Below are 20,318 nucleotides of genomic sequence, written 5' to 3' on the forward strand. Positions count from 1 at the left end.
TCCGACTTATGCAACAAGCGCCAGTAGTCACCGTACGGGAAGACGACAACGACGAGATCGATATCCTCGGTCTGTTTGGAACACTGATCGACCATAAATGGTTGATAGCCGCGATCACTGGCGCCTTTATGGTGGCAGGGGCCGCTTATGCGGTGCTGGCAACGCCGGTTTTTCAGGCGAATGCACTGTTGCAGGTCGAAGCAAAAAAGAATGACCTACTGGGTTTTTCGGATATTGGCAGCATGCTCGGCAAGGAGTCGCCGTCGGCCACCGAGATTGAGTTGATCCAGTCGCGCTCGGTGATTGGCAAAACGGTCGATAACCTCAAGCTCGATATTGTCATACAGCCCATTTACTTCCCCGTTATAGGCGAGTTTCTGGCACGTCGATTCAAAAATAACAACCCGGGTGAAATAGCCGATGCCTGGCTGGGACTTAACAGTTTTGCCTGGGGAGGGGAGTCGCTGAAGATATTCAAGCTGGACCTTCCCGAGTCGCAACTGGGCAAAAAGTTGACGCTGACGGCGGGTGAAAATGGTTATTTCACCTTGGTCGATGAAGATGACAAGTTACTGGCCGCGAGCCAGGCTGGTCAACTGTTCGAGAAAAACGGCGTCACGTTTCAGATCGAGGAAATGCGTGCCAATCCCGGGACTCGCTTCAGAATCGTCCGTAATTCTCGCCTGACCAGTATCCTTGACTATCAAGAGGCACTGGATGTCCTGGAGCGCGGAAAAGAGTCGGGCATGATTGGCTTGGCACTGGAAAGCACCGACCCGGACCAGGCTATAAAAATCCTCAATGAGATCGCCGACATCTATGTGCGGCAAAACGTCGAGCGTACTTCAGCAGAGGCAGCACAGAGCCTGGCTTTTCTGAAAGAGCAACTTCCAGTGGTCAAAAAGGACCTGGAAAGGGCTGGAAACGCCTTGAATGAATACCAGACTCGCAGCAAGTCGGTGGATATCACCCTCGAAACCAAAGCCATTCTTGATCAAATTGTCGGCCTGGATACCAGCATCTCCGAGTTGAAATTGCAGCAAGCCGAGATGGACCGCAAGTTCACCCGGCAACATCCGGCTTATCGCGCGTTGTTGACTCAGATCGGCGAGTTGAGCAGTAAGCAGAAAAGCCTGGCCAGCAAGGTCGAAAGCCTTCCGTCCACCCAGCAAGAACTGCTGAGCCTTACCCGGGATGTTGAGGTCGGCACCGCCATTTATACCCAACTGTTAAACAAGGCCCAAGAACTGGACGTGATGCGGGCAGGGACCGTGGGTAACGTGCGTCTGATCGACACGGCGGACGTCAATTTCCTGAAACCGGTCAAACCTAAAAAGGCCTTGATTGTATTGGTCGCCACGATTCTCGGCGGCTTCCTGGCGGTAGCTCTGGTCCTTGTGCGCAAGGCATTGAACCGTGGTCTTGAAAGCCCGGAAGCCATCGAGCAACTTGGCTTGCCGGTATACGCGTCGATTCCCTACAGCATCTTGCAGAAGGCCGAAGAAGAAAAAATCGGCCGCGCAAAGGGACGTGCCGCTACAGGTTATCCGTTGCTGGCCATCAACCACCCCACTGATTTGGCGGTCGAAGCACTGCGCAGCCTGCGTACCAGTCTGCACTTCGCCATGCACGAGACCGACAATAATCGGCTGATGATTTCCGGTCCAAGTCCGCAGGTGGGCAAAACGTTCGTCTCGGCAAATCTCGCTGTGGTAATAGCGCAAACCGGCCTGCGGGTATTACTGGTCGATGTCGATATGCGCAAAGGCTATCTGCACAAAGTCATGGGCATTTCTTCGGATAACGGGCTCTCCGATATTCTGGCGCGTCGCTGCGATTTGGCCACCGCAATCCATAAGACCAACATCGAGAATTTTGACTTTGTCAGTCGAGGGCAGATCCCGCCCAACCCTTCAGAGTTGTTGATGCATGCCAACTTCAGCGCGCTGTTGGCGCAGGTGAGTGAGCTTTATGACCTGGTGATTCTCGACACGCCACCTCTACTGGCGGTAACGGATGCGGCAATCGTGGGACGCCAGTCAGGGACCAACTTGATCGTTACGCGCTTCGGTCTGAACCCCGCGAAGGAGATCGAATTGACGGTCCGTCGGTTCTCCCAGAATGGCGTTGCCATCAAAGGGGCGATTTTCAACGGTGTGGAGAAAAAGGCCTCCAATAAGTATGGCTACAACGATTATGGCTACTATCACTATGAATATGCTTCCGACAATGCTTGATGCTTATTGATTAACTCAGCACGACAGTTGCTCAAGATGCTGAAGTTATAAACGCTGTCAGTGGTTATTGCCGAACGGGTTCAACAGCCTTTTAGGCACGAATAAGCCGACATTTCATAGATGCACCACGTCCTGAGGAATATGACGAAAAATCCTGGGGCGGTAGCGTGATCACAAATGACATAGGTTAATGAATAAGACAACAGCGTTCAAAGCTATATCGCTTCTCTGGATGGGCTCGCTGGCAGGCGCCGGATTTGCTTTTTTAACTCAGGTGTTACTGGCCAGGAAACTGGGCAGCAATGATTTTGGTGCTTTTTCGTCAGCACTCACGACCATTACCTTGCTCGCGCCACTGGCGGGCTTCGGAATATCGCAATATTGGCTCAAGGCTTTTGGCCAAGAGGGCTGGGCAGCCAAACGCTGGTTAAAGCCTTCTTTCGAATTCATTGCTCTGAGTACCTTGTTTCTCATCTGCGCCATCGTCGCCTGGGCTCTGCTTACAAACCATGACCGGTTAACGCAGCACCTGCTTCTGATACTTTCCCTGTACATATTGGGGCAGCTGTCAGTGGAGTTGGTAAGCAGTAAATTACAACTTGAAGAGCGCTATCTGCGTCTGGCTCTTTGGCAGTTTTTGCCGCACTTTCTTCGTTGCTCGATGGTCTTCATCGCCGCGGTCGTAAGCGCTACGCCAATCGCCGCGGAGCTTTATGCGGTATTTTTCTCCGTTATTGCCCTGGTGTTTTTTTGTTGGCAATCCCCCAGTTGCTGCAGATGATCAATGGGCGTTTGACCTTGAAGGGGCACGAGCTGACCGCTGAATTCAAGGATTTTGCTGCAAGGCCGGGGATGTTAAGTGTTGCCAGTGCCAGTTGGCCATTTGGGATCGCGGCGTTCTCCCATCTGATTTATTTCCAAAGCAACATTATTTTGCTAAAACACCTTTCAAGTAACAGCGCCGCAGGCATATACAGCGTTGCCTTTACCATCATGACAGCGGTGTACTTGCTGCCCAGTGTGATTTATCAACGCTTTCTACTGCCGAAAATGCACCGTTGGGCCAACCACGATCCAGACATGTTTTATCAGATATACCGTAAGGGTAACTGGATGATGTTGCTGCTCGGAACGCTGGCCATGTTGGTTATTTTATTATTTGCAGACTGGGCAGTCCCTCTGCTGTTTGGTGAGGCGTATCGCGGCGCCGCAGCGGTGTTGAAAATTCTTTCCATTTGCGCGCCGGTTATATTCCTGGCCTTCAGTGCGGGGGCTACATTGGTAACCCAGGAACACATGAAAGTGAAAGTCAAATACATGGCGCTGGTTGCGGTCATCAATGTGCTGCTCAACCTTACATTAATTCCCCTGTTTGACCTGCGTGGCGCTGCGATCGCGACGGTTGTCAGTAATGTACTGTTGTTGTCCTTATATTTTTATGGCGCACAACGACTGGTTTTCAAAAGCAGACTTCGATAGCAGGTGCAGTCCCATATTTAAACTAACCATGACTATCGACTATCTGGAGATCAATTTACATGATGGATAACGTAAAAATTTATGCCCGGACAGTATTGGCAGGGTTCGGCTTTTTGTATGACCTGAGCCGATATGTAAGGTACTCGGGATGGCGATCTTCACTCAGTTCGGTGGAGGCCAGAAACTATTACATGGTCAAGGTGTATCACACACTTGAAAAGAGTCTGAGCTTTACCAATCGCAAACCAGGTTCCGGTTGGGCGGGTGCCAATACGCTTATTCATGCATTGGAACGTTCATTCATGCTCAATGGTGCGGGCTACCACGATCTGGTAGCAATCACCGTATTAAAGAAGTTTGCTGAAGCCGAAAAGGCCCACCAGCCGGAAAAAACCGCTGAACTTATAAAGCGTCTGGTAAAAGTTGAGAGTCTTAGCAACAACGCCGTTCCTTTTTTCTACAACAGTGGTGCAATCAACCATTCCAAGTCGGAATTCAATCAGGGACGACTGCTGGTTCCGGAGAGTTTCTTCATGTCTCGCTATTCGCTTCGTGAATTCTCTGATGCAGAGATCAGTGCGCAAGAGTTGAGAAGGGCGATGGAAATGGCCATGAAATCACCTTCTGCCTGTAACCGGCAATCGTGGCATGTTTATCATGTGGAAGGTGAATTGGCACAACAGGCTCTGGCGTTCCAGGATGGTAATCGCGGTTTCGGGCATAAAATAAAAGACTTGCTGATTATCACCACCGACTTGCGTGCCTTTGTTTCTCCGCGAGAGCGCTACCAGCACTGGATCGACGGCGGGATGTTCTCGATGTCGCTGATTCTGGCGTTGCATTCAATAGGCATAGCCTCGTGCTGTTTGAATTGGAGTCAGTCGGGCAGCGCGGATATTAAGTTTCGCAAGGTGATCAAGATAAGCCCGCAACATACAGTGATGATGATGTTGGCGATAGGTTATCCGAATGCGCAGAATACCGTATGTGCTTCTCCGCGGCGCCCTGTTGATGAAGTTTATACAAAACTCTCAAGTTAATACGTACTCATTCCGGGTTACAAAGGATTCAGCACCTTGAAAATTGCATTGATTACGATTCATCACGCCAACAGTTATGGCGGAACTTTACAAGCGCTCGCGAGTCAGGCAGTTCTGTCAAAATACGGTGATGTAAAAATTATTGATTACAAAAGCAAGGAGTTGGAACAGACCTTGAATTTGATTCGGATTGACCGTAATCCTCGCAGCATTTTTAGAGCGGGCAAGGATTTCTTTCGACTCCTGCCCAGAAAGAGACTGATCGCCAAGTTTAAAGAGTTTATGCGGGTCAACTATAAGCTGACCCCGGCATGTCCCGACTTACAAAGCCTTCAATCGATATCCAGTGATTTCGATTGCGTGGTGTGTGGTAGCGATCAGATATGGAACCCGAATATTACGGGGCAACTGGACCTGAACTACATGCTGGCGTTCTCCCGAGCGAAAAGGAAGATTTCGTTTTCCTCAAGTGCAGGCTCCTATAGCTATTCCGACGAGGAGACGGCCAAGGTCAGGAAGGCGCTGTCTACTTTTGACAGTATTTCCGTGCGCGAAGAAGACACGGCGCGCAAGTTGCGCAGCATGCTAGGCAACCAAAAGGTCGCTCACACCCTCGACCCTACTTTGATGCTCGACAAGCGCCAGTGGATGCAGGGTTTGCTGCTTACCGAAAAAGCGCCGGTACCTGCTGATCAATACATTCTCGTGTACACGCTGAAGAAAGACGCCTTGGTCAGGGAAACAATCAATCGGATAAAGACCCTGTTGGGGCTGCGAGTAGTGGCCATCGATCAGGACCCTTTCCTGGGATACAAGAGCGACAGGCATATCATGGATGCCAGCCCTGTTGATTATGTTTCGTTATTCGCCAACGCCTCTTTCGTCATCACCAATTCGTTCCACGGCACTGCATTTGCGTTGAACTTCGCCATTCCCTTTGTCACGGTGCTGCCCGAGAGCGGGTTGAATAGAATCAAGGGCCTTCTGGATAAAGTTGATTTGGCCGATCGCTTGGTCAGTCACCTGAGTGAAGTCGGCTCGGTAGTGGGGAAGCCCATAGACTTTACCTCCAGCCATAAAAAGCTGGATGCGTTGAGGTTGGTAACTTGGGATTACCTCGATGGCGCATTTTCAATCAATACAGTTAAAAAGCCCGTTAAGACTTCATGATGAATCAGCGTTCCGCCAGCTTGAAATTCCCGAGTGTCAGCCCACGTTACGTGCTGGCTGTCATCATCGGCATAACAGTGGTTTTTAACAATATTGAATGGTCGTTGGGCGGCAATAACCTGACGTTGGAACGATTGCTGGCTGCGCCAATATTTTTGATGGTCGTATTGCTGTTGGTTAGCTCGAACATCCCCCTGCGCCTGCCAAAAACAGGGGTTGTCCTGAGCATCTGGATTGTACTGGCTTTTTACGCGTCTGCTTCGGGCCCGGTTGCGGCCTGGTCGCTGAAAATGTATGCAGGTTTACTGTTCGCGGCCTCGTTTTATTATGTGGTTATCTGGTTAAAGGCTAATCCCTTTACGATTTTTAAATCCAGGACCTATCTGCTTCTGGCATGGTTTTGTGGCCCGTTTTTGTCGTTGATTTATATTCTTTCAATCTTGAAATTTCAACTTCCGGATTTGGCCGTTCACTGGTTGCAGGAAGGCAGTGGGGGGACTCGCATCCGCGGCGGGATTTATGAGGCCAATCTGTTCGGGGTATTTATATCGCTGATTACGCTGACGGTGCTGGCGCTGGCTTACCACCGAAAATTGTGGTGGTGGGTCCTCGTTATCGGTTTGCACACCTCGCTACTGTTTTCGTTCTCAAGAGCACCGTGGGTTTCCTACATTATTTCCGTCTGGCTTTACCACGGGCTGAGTTACCCAAGGAAATACAAAAACAGGGACTTGGTGAAGTATTTGCTGGGCGCTGTCCTGTTAGTCGTCGTCATGATGTCCTTGTCTTACTTGATCGTTTCTTCTTTTGGCGATTATGAGCTGATCGGCAGAACCCACTCGGTCAAGACGCGGTTCATCATGTGGGCGTTGGCGGCGAATTCCATTCTGGAAAACCCCATGTTCGGAAATGGTATCTACAGCTTTAGCGAAATATATTCTTTTGCACCGGAGTTGGTCGGCTCGGAGAATCATCGCAGTGCATGGATATCCAACTTGCCCTTGGCAATACTTAATGACACTGGCGCTGTTGGCTTCATCGTCTTTTTCACGTTTATCATTTTGGTGATCAAGCGCAGTTGGACCGCGGTCAGAAGAATAGCGGTTGATCCGGATGTCGATCGCTATCACGTCAGAGTGGGGGCGGCCCTGGTCGCATTTTTTCTGGCCATGGGTTTCTCAAGTCAAACCATTCCCGCGCATTCGATCGCTATTTTTTGGGTGTGTATGGCCCTTACCGAGCGATTCTCAACACTTAGTCGCTCCCTCATCAAAAGAGCATAAGCATGCCTGTAAAGAAGATGGTTTTCATTCATCTGTTCAACGACAGAAGTGGAAGCCCCAAGGTTTTGTCGCAAGTGATCAAGGCCGCGGCTGATAACAATATAGCCACCGAAGTGATTACCAGTGCTCATGGCGACGGTTTCTTGTCAGGGGTGGCGGATATCCAGAGCAAGCTTTTTTATAAACGATCGGAGAATAAGCTGCTGACCCTGGGTTATTACGTGATTTCTCAGGCGTTATTATTTATTCAGTGCTTGAAGTACAAGAAGCAGAATGTGGTGTTTTATGTTAATACCATGATGCCTTTTGGCGCGGCTCTGGCGGGGAAGTTACGAGGCATACCGGTTTACTATCATGTGCATGAGACATCGATAAAACCCAATATCTTGAAGAAGTTTCTCAGATTCATCATTGAAAAAACCAGCACAAAGGTTGTCTTTGTTTCGCATTACTTGATGCAGGCGGAACGCTTTGCCAGGCTCCCCCAGATAGTTATTCATAATGCTTTGGATGCGCTGGATGCAACGCCCTTTCCGATCAAGGAGGAGGCGGGCTTTACTTGTTTAATGATCTGCTCCTTGAAGGCTTACAAGGGAGTCCATGAGTTTCTGGCGCTTGCCCGCCGCAGCCAGAATGACAAAAACCTGAACTTCACCCTGGTGCTCAATGCCAGCCGAACTGAAATCGATAGTTACTTTTCGGGTGTCGATGTTCCGGGCAATCTGGCGATTTACCCGCGTCAGATCGATATGTCGGACTTTTATTCAAGATCCGATTTGCTGCTGAACCTCTCCCGGCCGGATGGCTGGATAGAAACATTTGGTTTGACCATTCTTGAGGGGATGTCACATGGCTTGCCCGTTATAGTTCCCCCGGTGGGTGGGCCTGCCGAGTTGGTCCGCAGCGATGTCGAAGGTTATCTGATTTCTTCATATGACATAGAAGAACTCTACCGCACGATTTGCAGAATCTCGTCGGACCCGAAGAAATATAAGTTGTTATCTGATAATGCCTTGTCCCGCACTCGGGATTTTAGCCTGCAAGCTTTTGAAGATAAATTCTTGAAATTATTTAACGAGATGCAGCATGACGTCTAAAAAACTTTATATTCTGGGCATAAGAGGCGTACCCGCCCAGCATGGTGGTTTCGAAACCTTTGCAGAAAAGTTATCTCTTTATCTGACAGCGCAAGGCTGGCAAGTCTTTGTCTACTGTCAGGAAGAGGGGAGCGGGGGAATCACCCACAGTACCTGGAATGATATCAACAGGATTCATATTCCGGTTACCCAGGGGGCGCGTCAGGCACGGTTGTTTTTGACTGGAAGGCTACGCGGCATGCGACATCGCAACAGGGGTTGTTTCTGACCCTTGGTTACAACACGGCTGTCTTCAGCTTGCTGCAAAGGCTTAAAGGGCAAACCAACATTATTAATATGGATGGTATCGAGTGGCGGCGCGACAAGTGGGGAGTCATCGCCAAGACCTGGTTCTGGCTCAATGAGCGAGCGGGCTGCTGGATGGGCAATCATCTGGTCGCGGATCATCCCAAGATAAAAGAGCACTTGGCGACGCGGGTTTCTGAATCCAGGATCACCATGATTCCCTATGGTGGCGATGAGGTCAGCGGTGCAGACGCGACGTTACTGGCACGTTACGCCATAGAGCCCGGCAAGTTTTCGGTCATCATTGCGCGGCCGGAGCCTGAGAATTCGTTTCTGGAGATGGTTCGCGCGTTCAGCTCCAGGCCTCGCAATCATAAGCTCGTTGTACTGGGCAACTTTCAACCGAACAATACTCCATACCATAAACAGGTCATGGCAGCGGGCAGCGCAGAAGTCATCTTTCCGGGTGCTATCTATGAGACCGCGGTGGTCCAGGCACTGCGTTACTACTCTCGGTTTTACCTGCACGGACATCGTGTCGGCGGGACCAATCCATCGTTAGTGGAAGCGCTCGGTGCGGGTTGTGCGGTCATCGCCCATGACAACCCATTCAATCGCTGGGTGACGGAAAGCGCTGCTGCTTACTTTAAGGATGAAGCGGCTTGTGCCGCGTTATTTGACCAACTGCTTACCGACGATTCGGCGCTGGAGCAAATGAAAGCCGCCAGTGCTGCACGCTTTCGTCAGCGCTTTACGTGGAATCAAATCTTGCTCCAGTACGAAAAACTATTGACTGACTGGTATCCGAACAATCGATAGAGAGGCCGTTATGACTATCCGTATCCTGCTGACTGGCGGAGCCGGTTTTATTGGTTCTGCGGTCGTTCGTCATCTGATCCAAAATACTCGATATGAAGTTGCCAACCTCGACAAGTTGACCTACGCCGGTAATCTGGAGTCCTTGGCCAGCATCGCCGAGTCGCCGCGATATCATTTCTTTAGCGTCGATATTTGCGACGCTCAGTCGCTGGATCGTGTATTCACGGAGTTTCAGCCGGATGCGGTAATGCACTTGGCCGCAGAGTCGCACGTTGATCGTTCCATCGATAGTCCCGCGGACTTTATCCAGACCAACATCGTCGGGACCTATGTTTTGCTTGAAGCGGTCCGGCGTTACTGGAGCGGATTGCTGCCGGAGATCAAGCAGTCGTTTCGCTTCCACCATGTCTCGACGGACGAAGTCTATGGCGACCTGGAAGGCACTGACAGTCTGTTCACTGAAACCACGCCCTATGCGCCCAGTTCCCCCTATTCGGCGTCCAAGGCCAGTTCAGACCATCTGGTTCGGGCCTGGCAACGTACTTACGGCCTGCCAGTGCTGGTGACCCATTGCTCGAATAACTATGGTCCTTATCACTTCCCCGAGAAGTTGATTCCCCACGTGATTTTGAATGCCATTCAGGGCCGGCCTTTGCCGGTCTATGGCGATGGTTTGCAGGTTCGTGACTGGTTGTTTGTGGAAGATCATGCGCGCGCGCTGTGCGAGGTTCTATGTCGGGGCAAGATCGGCGAAACCTACAATATTGGTGGCCACAACGAGAAAACCAATATTGAGGTGGTGGAAACCCTTTGCGATCTGCTCGAAGAATTGGCTCCCGACAAACCTGCTGGCGTCGAGCGTTATCGTGACCTGATTACCTTTGTTGAAGATCGGCCAGGTCATGATCTTCGTTATGCCATTGATACCAGCAAAATTGCCCGCGATATCGGTTGGCAGCCAGAGGAAACCTTTGGAAGCGGCATTCGAAAAACCGTTCAGTGGTATTTGCACAATAAAGAATGGTGGCAACGCGTACTCAACGGCCAGTATCGGCCAGAGCGCTTGGGCCAGAAACACTGTCTCCCCAGTTCTCGACATTCATAGAAGGGAATCCTAGATGAAAGGTATTATTCTCGCGGGCGGCTCCGGCACTCGCTTGCACCCCATTACACGCGGCGTGTCCAAGCAACTGCTACCGATATACGACAAGCCGATGATCTACTACCCATTGTCGGTTTTGATGCTCGCGGGTATTCGCGAGGTCTTGATTATCTCCACCCCGCAAGACTTGCCCAATTTCCGCAATTTGTTGGGTGATGGTTCTTCTTTTGGTATCGAGCTCAGCTATGCCGAGCAGTCCTCCCCAGATGGTTTGGCACAAGCCTTTATTATTGGCGAGAGTTTTATCGGCGACAGTAATGTCGCACTGATTCTGGGCGATAACATCTTCTACGGTTATGGCTTCAGCGCCTTACTGCACGAAGCCTCGCAACGAAAGACCGGCGCTACCGTTTTTGGTTATCACGTCAGCGATCCGCAGCGTTTTGGCGTTGTCGAGTTCGACAGTGACGGCAAGGCGGTTTCAATCCAAGAGAAGCCTGAGCGTCCGAAGTCCAATTACGCGGTCACCGGCTTGTACTTCTATGACAACGATGTGGTGAGCATTGCCAGGCAAGTCAAACCGTCGATTCGCGGCGAACTTGAAATCACTGATGTGAACAATGCGTATCTGCAGCGCGGGGATCTGCACGTCAGCGTGCTGGGGCGCGGTTTCGCCTGGCTGGACACCGGGACCCATGATTCGTTGATGGAGGCCGGGCATTTCGTCCAGACCATCGAAGCGCGCCAGGGAATGAAAGTGGCCTGCCTTGAGGAGGTTGCTTACCGCCAGGGTTGGTTGTCGGCTGAACAACTGGATAGACAAGCCACCGCTTTACACAAAACCGGTTACGGCCAGTATCTGGCACAGGTGCTATCGACGGAGCCTGCGAAATGAATGTGATCAAAACCAGGTTGCCAGGCGTACTGATAATCGAGCCTAAGGTGTACGGCGATGACCGCGGGTTCTTTCTTGAGAGCTATCACCACCAGCGTTATCGCGACGCCGGTATCGAGTTGCCGTTCGTGCAGGACAATCACTCGCGCTCCCAACGTGGCGTATTGCGCGGTCTGCATTTCCAGCGCACCCGGCCTCAGGGCAAGTTGGTCCGGGTCACTCGCGGCGCGGTTTACGACGTCGTCGTAGACATCGATCCGGCGTCTGCAACGTGCGGTGAACACGTAGGGATCGAATTGACCGCCGAGGACCATCTCCAGCTGTGGGTGCCGCCGGGTTACGCCCACGGTTTCTGCGTGCTGACTGATACCGCCGATTTTCAATACAAGTGCACCGATCTGTATTACCCGGAGGACGAGGGTGGCTTGCTCTGGAATGATCCGGATCTGGACATAGCCTGGCCTCTGAGTTCACCACAACTCTCGGAAAAAGACCGGCAGCATCCGCGCCTGCGCGCGCTGTTGAAAGGGGAATGACCATGCGGGTTCTAGTGACCGGAGCACAAGGGCAGGTCGGGCGCGAGTTGCTGCAGAGAGTGCCGTCCGGGTTCAGCGTGATTGGCTATGGTTCGGGCGAACTGGATATCAGCGACCCGGCTCAGGTCCAGGATGTTTTGGTCCGGACCAAGCCGCAGTTAGTGATCAATGCGGCGGCCTATACCGCAGTGGACAAGGCTGAAAACGAGATCGAGCGAGCTTATGCGGTGAACCGCGACGGTGTTACGCACCTGGCGCTTGCAGCCGAGGAGCGGGGTATCGCGCTGCTGCATATTTCCACCGATTACGTGTTCAGTGGCGACAGCGATTGCGCCTACAAACCCGACGATGTCACTGCGCCTACAGGCGTGTATGGGTTGAGCAAGCTGGCTGGTGAGCAGCAACTGCAGCAACACTGTTCACGCCATTTGATTCTGCGAACCAGTTGGGTGTTCGGCGTCCAAGGCAACAACTTCGTCAAAACCATGCTTCGCCTTGGTCGCGACCGCGATGAACTCGCCGTGGTAGCGGATCAGCGTGGCTGTCCGACTTCCGCTGGCAGTATTGCCGATACCCTGTGGGCGCTGGCGGCGATTTTTCAACGTGATGGTGCGCTCAAGTGGGGCTTGTATCACTACAGCGGCGAACCCGCCTGTACTTGGTACGACTTTGCAGATGAGATTTTCAGCCAGGCCCAGGCGCTGGGTTTGCTTGAAAAGAGCCCAAGTTTGAAGGCGATTACCACCGCAGGTTTTCCGACTCCGGCCAAGCGACCCGCCTGGTCGGTGCTCGATTGCCAAGCCCTGGAACTCGACTATGGTTTGGCACCGCGAAGCTGGAAGCGCGAGTTGCATCAGGTATTACAACAACTGAGCTGAACCGCCTCCGAATTTTAATATATCGCTCACCGTCACAGCTCTGAATATTCAGGCTATTGTTACTAATGGTCTATGTTTATTCGGCGGATGTTGTTGTCAGTCGCTGTTTTTTTCTGAAACTTACGGCTGTGCAAACACTTCAAGGGCCATTGGCCAGAAAGAATCCTGACGAATAATAACAATCAGTGCCGGGTTCGAATGACGCCCACTTGAAACTTTGCACGGAAAACGCCTTGTCAGGGGGTGGATGTCGTAAAACGTCGCCAATATCCTCCAATAAGCCCGTTCGTGCAGCTATTTTGCTCCAAGGGCATGAGGCGGGCGGTCTATGGCTTGCGACACCTATAAATGACATGCTCCAAAGGAGGAAAGTGCAGGGGCTGGCGCATTCGACCCTTGGGTTTGAGTCCATATACCTGCTGTTCCATTACTAGTCCCTTAGTATCAAATCTTATATAGAGATGATGTCGAGAAGGAGTCTGATATGAAAAAACTGTTTGCTGTCGGCTTGCTGGCGTTGATAAGTACCGCGGCGCTGGCCGAAGAGCCTCTGAGCTTGAACACCCCGTTGGTCGGGTCTGTCACTGTCGGGCATGGTGTCCTGGCAGGCGTGGCCATTATTGGTGGCGCGGTGGCCGCATCCAACTCCGGTGGTAGTTCCAATGGCGGGACCACTGGGTCCACGGGCACTACCGGAACTACAGGTACTAACTGATTCTCCCTGCGAAGTGTGTTGTTCAAGATCACTCAGAGTTCTCTGGGTGATCTTTTTTAGCCTTGCCCTCGACTAGCGTAGTGCCATTATGATCCGTAGGTTTTCTGTTGTGATGCTGGCAAGTATTACCTTGCACGGTTGCATGTTTTCCCCTGGCCAACATATGGATACCAGCCAACTGGTTCGTGACGGTTCTCCCGAGAGTAGTCGGGTAGAGCTTATTCCCATCACGCCTAAATTGATTGCCATGGATGCCGCCTCGCAAGTTCGCGAGTCGGTGCCTTCTGAGTTGTTGTCCTATACGCCGGGTGGTTATCGCGTAGGCGCCAATGACTTATTGTTTATCACGGTTTGGGATCATCCCGAATTGACGGCACCTTCGGGGCCGCAACAACAAATTGATGCCAACGGTCGTCTGGTTCGTCCGGACGGTACGCTGTTTTACCCCTATATCGGTAATGTCCAGGCCGCCGGTAAAACCATCGAAGAGTTACGGGCCTTTATCGCCGAACGCTTGTCGCAGTTTATCGAAAGCCCTCAGGTTGACGTCAGCGTATTGCGTTTCGCCAGCCAGACCGTGGTGATTTCCGGTGCGGTGGCGAGAGCGGGTCAACAGTCGATCACCACCAATCCGCTTAGCCTGGTGGAAGCCATCGGCGCGGCCGGTGTGGATCCGCTGAATGCGGACCTGGCAGGGTTGACGCTGACGCGCGACGGGCGCGAGTACCGGCTTGATCTGGACACGCTCAATCGACGGGACTCGCAGTTGCACAAGGTCTACCTCAAAGGGGGCGACCAGTTGTACCTGCCCTATAACGATCTGAAGCGGATTTATGTCATGGGCGAGGTCAACCAGCCACGTGCCCTGAGTTTCAAGAGCAAATCGATGAACCTTTCCGATGCCCTGGGCACGGTGGGTGGCTTGAATCAGACCACCTCAAATGGCAACGCGGTGTACGTGATTCGGGGCGCGGATAATCTGGAAACCGAGCCGGCCAAGGTGTTCCAGCTCAATGCTGAATCACCTTCTGCGATGGTATTGGCTACTCGTTTCGACCTGCAGCCGCAAGACATCGTCTATGTCGGCCCGGCCGGCGTAACGCGCTGGAATCGCTTGATCAGCCAGCTTCTGCCTACGGCCAGTGTCCTCGGGACCGGTGCCAGCTCTGTCAACAATCTCAGTGAAGCCAACAGCAGATAAGGCTCAATCAATCCGTGAAAACTTTGCATACCTGCGCCTATCTGACGACGGCGCTCTTGCTGTGTGGGTGCAATCCGTTGATGACGGCCTCTTGGCAGACGCTTAAAGCGTCTGCCACCGGGCCAGCTCCGATCGAGTTGACCCGCGCCGGGGTCGATGCCGTGCCGTATCCGCAGATTCTGGTCACCACTACCACCAGCGAAGGGGTGATGGCCATGGCACGTCGGCGTGGCGACCTGGAGTTCTGGGTCGCTTCCGGCAAGCAAGTATTGATGATGCGTGACGGCCTGGTGGTGCGCAGTGTCGGACTGGGCGTTTCCCTGGATGGCACGCGCTTCAATGGCGAGTCACCGTTCAAGCGCGGTCTCCAGCATTTGCCCGACGGTTATACCAGCACTCGCTGGATCGATATCTACGATGGCTACCGCGTCGGCATTGCGGTCAATAGCCGTTTCAGCATGCACGACATCGAACGCATCAGCATTTTGGACAAGGATTACGCCTTGCTGCGCATTGATGAGCAGGTGGATGCACCCGCCCTGGATTTCCACGCAACCAACCGCTACTGGGTCGACCCTCAGGACGGTTTTATCATGCGTAGCGAGCAACATCTGACGCCGCAGATTTCCCTGAAGATCGTGCAATTGCGCCCTGATCGGGGAGCGGTTCGGTGAAGTGCCAACAACTGTTATTGCTTGGCCTGCTATTGATCGGCCCGGGCTTGAGCCAAGCGGCCGTTACGGTCAGTGGCGATGTTCGAAGCCCCGGCGACCTCACCCTGAAACCCGGCACACGCCTGCGGGATGTGATCATCGCCACCCAACCCAACGCTGAAAGTTACTGGCTGGGCGCCGCGTGGCTGCACCGCTCACTGGAAGACAAGCAGACTCGGTTGAAGGCCGGGGTGTTATTCGATTTGAAACTGCTGCAGCGGGTGGCCTTGCTGGATGGACGGGACACGCGAGCAGCCTTGAGCGCGCGCCTGTATGAGCAGATTGAGCGGATGCCGGTCACCGGCCGCCAGATCGCGGCGCTCGATCCGATCGCCCTGGAAACCGGGTTCGCGCTCAATGCGCTACTCGACGATGGCGACCGTCTGATTTATCCAGCCCGACCCTCCACCGTGGAAGTCTGGGGGGCCGTCGCGCAACCTTGTCATGTGCCTTTTGACGCCATGCAAGAGGCCCGTGCCTATGCCGAACATTGTGCCGTCCTCAGCGACGCTGAAAGCGATTATCTGTGGCTGATCCAGCCCGATGGCCAGGTGCGGCGCGTCGGCGTGGCGGCATGGAATCGTGAGGAAGGCATCGTGCCTGCTCCCGGCAGCAGGATCCTGGTGCCAATCAGGATAGACGATCTGGAATCGCCGACTCCTGAGCTCAATCAACAATTGGCCGAGTTTCTCGCCACGCAACCGCTGGCTGAGGTGGCCCCTTGAAGATACGTTTTGCTGCTGTTTTGCTCCTTCCCTGTGGATTGGTTCATGGCGAACCGCGTTACACCCAGAGTGATTTTGGTGGTGTCGGTTTATTGCAGACCCCTACAGCGCGGATGGCCCCGGCGGGCGAGTTGAGCGTCACTGCCAGTCGTACCGACCCCTATTCGCGTTACAGCTTATCCCTGCAACCGTTCGATTGGCTGGAAGGCTCGTTCCGTTACACCGCGATCACCAACCGCAAGTACGGCACCGAGGCGTTGAGCGGCGATCAGTCTTTCAAAGACAAGGCCATTGACGTGAAGGCTCGGCTTTGGGAAGAAAGTCACTGGGCGCCGCAAATCGCGTTGGGGGCTCGGGACATCGGCGGCACCGGATTGTTTTCGAGCGAATATTTCGTCGCCAACAAGCGTTATGCCGACCTTGATTTCAGCCTCGGTATTGCCTGGGGCTATTTGGGTAACCGGGGGATTTCAGCAACCCGCTGGCGGTACTCGACAGCAAGTTCAATGATCGGCCCCAGAGCGATGCGGCCGTCGCCAGGGCCGGGGGTGAACTCCAACGCTTACTTCAGGGGGCATCCTTCGTTGTTTGGCGGTGTTGCCTATCAAACGCCCTGGAAACCGCTGAGCCTGAAACTCGAATACGAGGGTAACGACTACAAGAATGAGCCACTGGACAACCCGATCAAGCAAGACTTGCCGATCAATATCGGTGTGGTCTACAAGTTGGCCGACAGTATCGATTTGAGTGCGGCCTGGGAGCGCGGCAATACCGCGATGTTCGGCATCACCTTGCACACCAATTTTGTCAGCCGCAAGGCTCCGGCCAAAACCTACGACCCGCCTGCCGAGCCACTGCCGGCACAGGCGCCGTCGACCCCGCTCGATCAGGTCAACTGGGCGAATGTCTCCAGCCGACTGCAGCAAAATGCCGGTTACAAGGTCAAGCGTATTGCCCAGCGCGGTTCGGAGTTGTTGGTGTATGGCGAACAGTCCCGCTACTTCAACCCGGCCAAGGGCGTGGGGCGGGCCAGCCGGATTCTCGATAACAGCGTTAATCAGGACATCGACTGGTTCACCCTGATTGACCAGCGTTATGACATGTCGATAGAGGAAACCAGCGTGCCTCGGGAAACGTTCCGCGCGGTGGTGAACAATGATCAACCACTGAAGGATCTGCACCGCTCGACTGAGGTCAATCCGGCACTGGCACACCAGGAAAACACCCTCTATTCCCAGGCCCTGGACCCGTTCAACTACGGCTTTGGCCTCGGCTACAAACAGAACATCGGCGGCCCCGACGGACTGCTCTATCAGTTCACCGCCGACGCCGATGCGCAGTACCGTTTGACCCGAAATATCTGGTTGAGCGGCATGCTGAGCGCCAACCTGCTAAACAACTACGACAAGTTCACCTACGATGCGCCGAGCGGGTTGCCCCGTGTGCGTACCGATCTGCGCAAATACCTGACCACCTCTGATGTAACGATGCCGACGTTCCAGCTCAACCACGCTGTGCAGCTGGATCAGAACCTGTATGGCATGGTTTACGGCGGCTACCTGGAATCCATGTTTGCCGGGGTCGGCAGTGAAGTCCTGTATCGGCCCATGGGGCAACGTTGGTCGGTGGGTGCCGACTTGAACTTCGTCCGCCAGCGCGACTTCAATCAGGGCTTTGGACTGCGTGATTACCAGACTGTCACGGGGCATGTGACCGGCTACACCGAGCTGCCCGGTGATGTGCATGCGGCAGTCAGTGTCGGGCGTTATCTGGCTCGTGACTGGGGCACTACCGTGGATTTGTCGCGCGAGTTCAACAACGGCGTGAAGTTCGGTGGCTGGGTTACGCTGACCACCGCCTCGAAAGAAGACTATGGCGAGGGCAGCTTCGATAAGGGGATCTACATTTCCATTCCGTTTGACGAATTGATGAGTACCTCGACGATGCGCCGGGCCAATGTAGTCTGGGCACCATTGACCCGCGATGGTGGCGCACGCCTGAACCGCGCCTACTCTTTACAGACCATGACTGACGGGCGTGACAGCGACCTGTTCTACAACAACTTCGAGAAAATCACTGAATGATTGTGCGGCTCAAGCGTTTGGTCGAATTGCCATTCTGGTGTCGGGGGCTGGCCTTTGCCGTGGTGAGCTTGATCCTGTTGACTGCCGGGTTGCGCCCGCAGCCAATCCCGGAGCTGTTTGTCCAGGAAGATAAGCTCCATCACTGGGTGGGTTTCCTGGTCTTTGCGTGTAGCTGTCGCCTGGCGTTCCCGGGGGTGAAGTTGCTGTGGATAGCCCTGGGGTGTTTGCTCACGGGCGTGCTCATCGAGGGTGCGCAGGGCTTGATGCCGCTGCGCACAGCTTCGCCTTACGACATGCTGGCAAACAGTCTGGGCGTGCTGACGGGATTGCTGATTGCCTGGCGCTGGATGCGCTGAGGAGAGGGCGGGTCGGGTTTGCTAACTCATACCAGCCCTATGCATTGCCAGGCGGCGACGCCTGGTGCGTCGGTTCGAATGAAGGTGATCGCGGAGCCTGGCGCCAACACTTTAAAAGGGCCCTGGTTCCCGAGCGCGAGGTTGCCCCCAGAGATGAATCTCACCGGATTGGAGCTCACCAGCAGGGTCAAGGTTTCGCCCGGCATGTGGTAGCCGTTGATGGTGTCGATTGTCAGCCCCGGGCCAAACTCGACGTTGACGAAGGCATGAGCTTTTACCTCCAACCCGCGTCCAGCGTTGAACGACATAGTAGAATGCACCCCCGTCGTCCCGACGCCGGCCTTGGACGGTGAGTCGAGCCTGACGCCGCCATGATTCTTGCCGACCACCAGGTTCGACATGCTGCCTGCCACGATAGGGGAGCGAATCGACGCCATGCAGTTTTTGCCGCAATCCAGGCCAGTGACGACGTTGGCGAAACGCGGTGCGATCAACTCCAGCCCGGACGACGAGTTATTTTGCCGGACGGCGGTAATGACCGTTTCAAACCATGGCGCAATCATCACGATATTTTCGCAACGGTCGATATCGATGCCGACGCTGGCGCGCTGAAAACTGGGGTTGGTGAAGGTAATGTTGTTGGGCCGTATGTCGTAGGCGGGATTGAACCTGCCGATGTAGGAGCCGACACCCACGGAACCCAGCCCGTACACACCGTCAAATCGACACTCGTCGAATTCGATATGTTCGCATTGTCCCATCAGCACCAACCCTCGCGATTTCGCCAGCGGCCGCTCGATCAGTACGTGGTCCACAAGACCAAATTGAATGGGCGCCTGAGTATTTTTATACCCCCCACGAGCCGTAAACCGTCACCGGCAAATCCTTTGACGAATAGTCGCCGCAGCTCGAAATCCCACAAGCCACCGTCCGGCCCGCTTACCTTGCCCTCCAGGCTGATGCCATCTTGCAAAGGGTTATGTACGTAGTCGCCGGCGAGGGTAAAACCCTCCAGCAATACGCCCCTGATTTTCCCCTCCTGCATGCGCACGAATTGTGTGTGCGCAGACGCCAGGGCGCGGATCACGGTGCCGCTCCACTGACGTGTATCCTGGCGTCCCGCAATGTGCCCTTTGCCTATGGCGCGCGTGCCGTCGACCAGTTCGATGTACTGGGCATTGAGCACCCCGTCAGGCAATTCGATTTCATAACCCGAGGACAGGGCTCGATTGATCGCTGTCGTGTGGTCGAGGAGCGAGGCACCGGAGGTCACATCGCCTCGCTCGGCTTTCGTCATGAAGTCCAGCAGGCTGTGACTTTCCCGCAGCTTATCGCCAACGGTGCGTGATTCAGCGCCCGTTCCCGATTGCAGAAAACCCACCATGTTCGGCCCCATCTTGGGGTCCATGGAGTTGGCAAGGTCTTGCTGTAAATCCTGTGTGGGAACCAACGCCTGATTGGTATCGGCTTTGCGATTGCTCAGAGATGGCTGCGAGCCAGGCTCCGTGGGAATCCTTTCATCGGCCCCCAGCGCCAGGCCAGCGGTGGCGCCGGCGGTGGCAGCGAGTAGCTGGCGTCTGGTGAGAGGGCGCATGATCATCCTGATAGTGGAAGGACGGCGATCCGGGGCAGTCCGGCGCCGTCAGTGGCGTTATTGCCCGCGCCGGGGCGCCGTCGGGAACAGGCTCAAGCGTAGACCGCGT

19 protein-coding genes and 1 pseudogene are annotated in these 20,318 nt (G+C 53.9%); 18 read left to right on the forward strand and 2 right to left on the reverse strand.

The window, feature by feature from the left end; all coding sequences use genetic code 11:
• Nucleotides 1-8 precede the first annotated feature (8 nt).
• The 18 genes and pseudogenes from RHM58_RS24095 to RHM58_RS24180 all read left to right on the forward strand — a co-directional run bounded on the left by RHM58_RS24095 (nt 9) and on the right by RHM58_RS24180 (nt 18,615).
• Complete coding sequence (locus tag RHM58_RS24095) at nt 9-2,237, forward strand: polysaccharide biosynthesis tyrosine autokinase (protein ID WP_322268376.1); 2,229 nt, start codon at nt 9-11, stop codon at nt 2,235-2,237.
• Nucleotides 2,238-2,427: 190 nt separating this feature from the next.
• Entirely contained in the window at nt 2,428-3,018 is a 591-nt protein-coding gene (locus tag RHM58_RS24100; RefSeq protein ID WP_322268377.1) for a lipopolysaccharide biosynthesis protein, read from the forward strand.
• Nucleotides 2,991-3,716 carry a polysaccharide biosynthesis C-terminal domain-containing protein gene (locus tag RHM58_RS24105; protein ID WP_322268378.1) on the forward strand — a complete coding sequence of 242 codons (726 nt, stop codon included), beginning with the start codon at nt 2,991-2,993 and terminating at the stop codon, nt 3,714-3,716. Before RHM58_RS24100 ends, RHM58_RS24105 begins: the two co-directional genes overlap by 28 nt.
• Nucleotides 3,717-3,775: 59 nt before the next feature.
• Nucleotides 3,776-4,756 carry a nitroreductase family protein gene (locus tag RHM58_RS24110; protein ID WP_201256947.1) on the forward strand — a complete coding sequence of 327 codons (981 nt, stop codon included), beginning with the start codon at nt 3,776-3,778 and terminating at the stop codon, nt 4,754-4,756.
• Nucleotides 4,757-4,792: 36 nt separating this feature from the next.
• Nucleotides 4,793-5,926: a polysaccharide pyruvyl transferase family protein gene (locus tag RHM58_RS24115; protein WP_201256948.1), complete on the forward strand. Its 1,134-nt coding sequence runs from the start codon at nt 4,793-4,795 to the stop codon at nt 5,924-5,926.
• Nucleotides 5,926-7,209, forward strand: a complete 1,284-nt coding sequence (locus RHM58_RS24120; RefSeq protein ID WP_242486384.1) for an O-antigen ligase family protein — start codon at nt 5,926-5,928, stop codon at nt 7,207-7,209. Before RHM58_RS24115 ends, RHM58_RS24120 begins: the two co-directional genes overlap by 1 nt.
• Nucleotides 7,210-7,211: 2 nt before the next feature.
• Nucleotides 7,212-8,306 (forward strand): glycosyltransferase family 4 protein, encoded by a 1,095-nt coding sequence (locus RHM58_RS24125; RefSeq protein WP_322268380.1) that lies wholly within the window; start codon nt 7,212-7,214, stop codon nt 8,304-8,306.
• Nucleotides 8,296-9,410 (forward strand): annotated as a pseudogene (locus RHM58_RS24130) (DUF1972 domain-containing protein). The gene RHM58_RS24125 and the pseudogene RHM58_RS24130 overlap by 11 nt, the downstream one beginning before the upstream one ends.
• A gap of 10 nt (nt 9,411-9,420) precedes the next feature.
• A complete protein-coding gene (gene rfbB / locus RHM58_RS24135; RefSeq protein WP_201256952.1) occupies nt 9,421-10,515 on the forward strand; it encodes a dTDP-glucose 4,6-dehydratase in 1,095 nt (364 codons plus the stop codon).
• A gap of 13 nt (nt 10,516-10,528) precedes the next feature.
• The gene (rfbA, locus tag RHM58_RS24140) at nt 10,529-11,407 is read left to right on the forward strand and encodes a glucose-1-phosphate thymidylyltransferase RfbA (RefSeq protein WP_201256953.1); all 879 of its coding nucleotides are present in this window, start codon (nt 10,529-10,531) and stop codon (nt 11,405-11,407) included.
• The gene (rfbC, locus tag RHM58_RS24145) at nt 11,404-11,943 is read left to right on the forward strand and encodes a dTDP-4-dehydrorhamnose 3,5-epimerase (protein WP_201256954.1); all 540 of its coding nucleotides are present in this window, start codon (nt 11,404-11,406) and stop codon (nt 11,941-11,943) included. Before rfbA ends, rfbC begins: the two co-directional genes overlap by 4 nt.
• A gap of 2 nt (nt 11,944-11,945) precedes the next feature.
• Nucleotides 11,946-12,821 carry a dTDP-4-dehydrorhamnose reductase gene (rfbD, locus tag RHM58_RS24150; RefSeq protein WP_201256955.1) on the forward strand — a complete coding sequence of 292 codons (876 nt, stop codon included), beginning with the start codon at nt 11,946-11,948 and terminating at the stop codon, nt 12,819-12,821.
• Between the two features lie 484 nt (nt 12,822-13,305).
• Complete coding sequence (locus tag RHM58_RS24155; RefSeq protein WP_201256956.1) at nt 13,306-13,536, forward strand: hypothetical protein; 231 nt, start codon at nt 13,306-13,308, stop codon at nt 13,534-13,536.
• A gap of 88 nt (nt 13,537-13,624) precedes the next feature.
• Nucleotides 13,625-14,737, forward strand: a complete 1,113-nt coding sequence (locus tag RHM58_RS24160) for a polysaccharide biosynthesis/export family protein (protein WP_322268381.1) — start codon at nt 13,625-13,627, stop codon at nt 14,735-14,737.
• Between the two features lie 14 nt (nt 14,738-14,751).
• Nucleotides 14,752-15,411: a YjbF family lipoprotein gene (locus RHM58_RS24165; RefSeq protein ID WP_322268382.1), complete on the forward strand. Its 660-nt coding sequence runs from the start codon at nt 14,752-14,754 to the stop codon at nt 15,409-15,411.
• Nucleotides 15,408-16,175 (forward strand): capsule biosynthesis GfcC family protein, encoded by a 768-nt coding sequence (locus RHM58_RS24170; protein WP_322268383.1) that lies wholly within the window; start codon nt 15,408-15,410, stop codon nt 16,173-16,175. Before RHM58_RS24165 ends, RHM58_RS24170 begins: the two co-directional genes overlap by 4 nt.
• Nucleotides 16,172-18,259, forward strand: a complete 2,088-nt coding sequence (locus RHM58_RS24175) for a YjbH domain-containing protein (protein ID WP_322268385.1) — start codon at nt 16,172-16,174, stop codon at nt 18,257-18,259. Before RHM58_RS24170 ends, RHM58_RS24175 begins: the two co-directional genes overlap by 4 nt.
• Nucleotides 18,256-18,615: a VanZ family protein gene (locus RHM58_RS24180; protein WP_201257174.1), complete on the forward strand. Its 360-nt coding sequence runs from the start codon at nt 18,256-18,258 to the stop codon at nt 18,613-18,615. The genes RHM58_RS24175 and RHM58_RS24180 overlap by 4 nt, the downstream gene beginning before the upstream one ends.
• 26 nt (nt 18,616-18,641) lie before the next feature.
• Here RHM58_RS24180 and RHM58_RS24185 read toward each other — a convergent pair whose 3' ends face one another.
• Entirely contained in the window at nt 18,642-19,430 is a 789-nt protein-coding gene (locus tag RHM58_RS24185) for a hypothetical protein (protein ID WP_322268387.1), read from the reverse strand.
• Nucleotides 19,415-20,209, reverse strand: a complete 795-nt coding sequence (locus tag RHM58_RS24190) for a twin-arginine translocation signal domain-containing protein (RefSeq protein ID WP_322268388.1) — start codon at nt 20,207-20,209, stop codon at nt 19,415-19,417. The genes RHM58_RS24185 and RHM58_RS24190 overlap by 16 nt, the downstream gene beginning before the upstream one ends.
• Nucleotides 20,210-20,318 lie beyond the last annotated feature (109 nt).

The organism is Pseudomonas sp. 10S4 (genome assembly GCF_034344865.1).
GTDB lineage: Bacteria > Pseudomonadota > Gammaproteobacteria > Pseudomonadales > Pseudomonadaceae > Aquipseudomonas.